4 protein-coding genes are annotated in these 3,497 nt (G+C 67.7%); 2 read left to right on the top strand and 2 right to left on the bottom strand.

Going from position 1 to position 3,497, the window contains the following annotated elements:
• Nucleotides 1-105: 105 nt before the first annotated feature.
• Nucleotides 106-660 carry a flavodoxin family protein gene (locus tag ABF821_RS07495; RefSeq protein WP_415529576.1) on the bottom strand — a complete coding sequence of 185 codons (555 nt, stop codon included), beginning with the start codon at nucleotides 658-660 and terminating at the stop codon, nucleotides 106-108.
• Nucleotides 661-781: 121 nt separating this feature from the next.
• On the opposite strand from ABF821_RS07495, the gene ABF821_RS07500 reads away from it, so the two are divergent.
• Entirely contained in the window at nucleotides 782-1,246 is a 465-nt protein-coding gene (locus ABF821_RS07500; RefSeq protein ID WP_415529577.1) for a winged helix-turn-helix transcriptional regulator, read from the top strand.
• 190 nt (nucleotides 1,247-1,436) lie between these two features.
• Here the strand turns inward: ABF821_RS07500 and ABF821_RS07505 are convergent, their stop codons facing one another.
• Entirely contained in the window at nucleotides 1,437-2,342 is a 906-nt protein-coding gene (locus tag ABF821_RS07505) for a LysR family transcriptional regulator (protein WP_220791912.1), read from the bottom strand.
• A gap of 122 nt (nucleotides 2,343-2,464) precedes the next feature.
• Here ABF821_RS07505 and ABF821_RS07510 point away from each other — a divergent pair.
• On the top strand, nucleotides 2,465-3,497 hold a 1,033-nt coding region (locus ABF821_RS07510), incomplete at its 3' end, for a thiamine pyrophosphate-binding protein (RefSeq protein ID WP_415529578.1).

Below are 3,497 nucleotides of genomic sequence, written 5' to 3' on the forward strand. Positions count from 1 at the left end.
CCCCCCCCCCACACCCCCACCGCGGAACCCCCCGGACCCACCCAACGTGCTTGAACAACCCCCCCGGTTGGGGGGGGGGGGGGTGCCCCCCCCCCGCGAAAGCGTCTAACGCCTCAACCGCGCCGCAATCCCGGCCACCCGCTTGCCATAAAGCGCGGCCGTCTCCAGATCGCCCTTATGCACCTCATCCGCCCCCGCATCGGCCGGCGAACGCGCCAGCAGACCGACCGAACCACCCAGATTGTTCGGATCGTCCGATGTCGCGGCCTTGGTGTTGGAGGGCGAAACGCCCAGGCTCACCCAGATCCCGCCATGCTGCGAGGCCAGCGTCTGCAACGTGATCAGCGCCACCTGCTTGTCGCCGTTCGGGCTGGCCGAGTTGGTAAAACCGCCGAACACCTTGTCCTGCCACCCGCGCGTAAACCACACTTTCGAGGTTGCATCGGCGAATTTCTTGAACTGCCAGCTCACGTTGCCCATGTAGGTCGGCGTGCCGAAAATGATGGCATCCGCCGCATTCAGCGCATCCCAGTCCGCCTCGGCAATCTCGCCCTGCGCATCGATCGCGATGATCTGCGCCTCGGCGCCACGCGCCACATGCTCGGCCACAGTCTTCGTGTGGCCGTAGCCGGAATGATAGATAACGACCGTCTTGCTCATGTCTCGTTCCCTCGCGCTGACGCGGATTGCGATCTGCCCGACCCGGTTTCATATTGAAACCAGGTTTCGATTCCTGATACGCACCGACGCCACCGCCAGCAAGAAGGCACTTTTTCGAAACATGGTTACGCCCAGGAAACCGCCGCCCTGCCCGACCACCGGCACCGACCGGCCCACGGACGCGCAGACGACACCGGAGCCGGAGACCACCGTCCCCGCCTTCAACGTCTATGCCAGCGCCTGCCCCGCCCGCACGGTGCTGGACCGCATCGGCGACAAATGGGCGCTTCTGGTGCTGGGCCGCCTGCGGTACGAGGCCGCGCGCTTCAACGTCATCCGGCGCGACATCAGCGGCATCTCGCAGAAAGTCCTCTCGCAGGTTCTCAAAAACCTGGAACGCGACGGGCTGGTGCTGCGCACCGTTCACGCCACCGCGCCCGTCGCCGTCACCTACAGCCTCACCCCGCTGGGCGAGACCCTGACCCAGGCCGCCACCAGCCTGATCCACTGGGCCGAGAGCCATATGGAGCAGATCCAGCACGCACAGCGCCTGTACGACGACCGCATGACCAACGCGGCCTCCTGACCAGCCGCCCTTGCGTCCCTCTCTCCCGGAACCTGCCTAGCAATGCGCACTGGCAAGCGAAAGCCGCCCAAAGGACCGCGCCCGACATATGTCTCCGGGCATCAAAGCGACGTGGCCTCGATGGCCATGAGCACCGAAGCACAGGAAACGCGCGTCGGATCGCCGCCGACGCCCCCGCCCGGACAGGCACTCACACCAGCGCCGTCGCCCGCACCTGTTCGCGCACCGTCTCCACAAACCGCCGCAGCAGCGGCGTCGGCGGCTCCGGCCGCGTCGCCACGGCCAGCGTCGCGCGCGGCGCCGTCCCCGCGATCGGCCGGAACACCGCTCCACCGGCATGAATCTGGTCCAGGCTCGCCGGCACGATCGACACCCCCAGCCCCGCCGCCACCAGCGGCACCGCCGCCGTAATCTGCGGCGCCTCCTGCCCCAATTGCGGCGTGAATCCCGCATTCTGGCACGCCGCCAGGATCGCATCGAAAAAACCCGGCCCCAGCGCACGCGGAAACAGGATCAACGGGTCCCCCGCCACATCCTGCAACGCCACCCGCGCCTGCCCCGCCGCCTTGTGCCCGACCGGCACCGCCAGCAGCGTCGGCTCCTCGAACAGCGTCTCGATCATAAACACCCCACCCGGCGCCGGCGGCCGGATAATCGCCACGTCGATCGTCCGCTCCGTCAGCGCCGCACACAGCGCCGGCGTGTTGCTCTCTTCCATCGTGATCACCGCATGCGGCAGCGCCAGCCGCAATTGCCGGATCGCCGCCGGAATCAGCGGCAGCAGCGACACCGCGCCGGCCAGCCCCACCCGCAGGCTACCGCGCTCGCCACGCCCCAGCCCCGTCGCCACCTCCACGAACTCCTGGCGCATCTGCAACAGGATGCCCGCCCGCTTCACCAGTTCGGCCCCCGCCTCGGTCGGCACCGCCCCCTGCCGCGAACGCACGAACAGCTTCAGCCCCAGCATCTGCTCCAGCGCACGGATCTGCTGGCTCAGCGGCGGCTGTTCCATGTGCAGCGCCCGTGCGGCATGCGTGAAGCTGCCATGCTCGGCGATCGCGGCGATGTAGCGCAGATGGCGGAATTCGATATTCATATCTCAGACATATGGATAACGGTGTTCGCATATATTGGACAGAAGAATATTCGCCTCCCAGTCTGCCCCCACGCAGCCGGGACGAACGGGTCGCCCCGGACACCTCCGGGGGAGTCCTCACCATGACCACCACAGTCGGCCAGTATCTTTCCGCCCGCCTCGGCCAGATCGGCCTGAAGCACCATTTCGCCGTCGCCGGCGATTTCAACCTCATCCTGCTCGACGAACTGCTCGCCGAAGGCTCCACCAAACAGATCTATAGCTGTAACGAGCTAAACTGCGGCTACAGCGCCGAGGGCTACGGCCGCGCCAACGGCGCCGCCGCCATGGTCGTCACCTTCAGCGTCGGCGCCCTCTCGGCCATGAACGCCATCGGCAGCGCCTACGCCGAAAACGTCCCGGTCATCATCGTCTCCGGCGCCCCCAACACCAACGATCACGGCACGGGCCACCTGCTGCACCACACGCTGGGCAACACCAATTACGGCTACCAGGCCGAGATGATGCGCCACATCACCTGCGCCGCCGAGGTCCTCTTCTCCGCCGAACACGCCCCGCAGCAGATCGACAACGCCATCCGCACCGCCCTGCGTGAGCGCAAACCCGCCTATATCGAAATCCCCTGCAACCTCGCCAACGCCGCCTGCGCCGCCCCCGGCCCCGTCAGCAGCCTGCTGTCCGAACCGGCAGCCGACCCCGCCAGCCTGGACGCCGCGCTGGAAGAAACCGGCCGCTTCCTCTACGCCCGCGACAAGGTGGTGCTGCTGGTCGGCAGCCGCATGCGCGCCTCCGGCGTCATCGACCTGCTGCCCGCCCTCGCCGACCGCATGGGCTGCGCCGTCACCGTCATGGCCGCCGCCAAGGGCTTCTTCCCCGAAGACCACCCCGCCTATCGCGGCGTCTATTGGGGCGAAGTCAGTTCCCCCGGCGCGCAGGAGATCGTCGAGGGCGCCGACGGCATCCTCTGCCTCGGCCCGATCTTCAACGACTACGCCACCGTCGGCTGGCGCGCCACGCTCAAGCCCGAGAACACCCTGCTGACCGACCTGCACGGCATCACCGTCAACGGCCGCGTCTTCGAAGGCTTCTCCATCCGCCAGTATCTCGAAGCCCTGTCCGCCCGCGCCCCGCGCCGCGCCGGCTCCGCCGAAACCC

The sequence above is a fragment of the Gluconacetobacter sp. genome, assembly GCF_047721585.1.
In the GTDB taxonomy this organism is placed as follows: Bacteria; Pseudomonadota; Alphaproteobacteria; order Acetobacterales; family Acetobacteraceae; genus Gluconacetobacter; species Gluconacetobacter dulcium.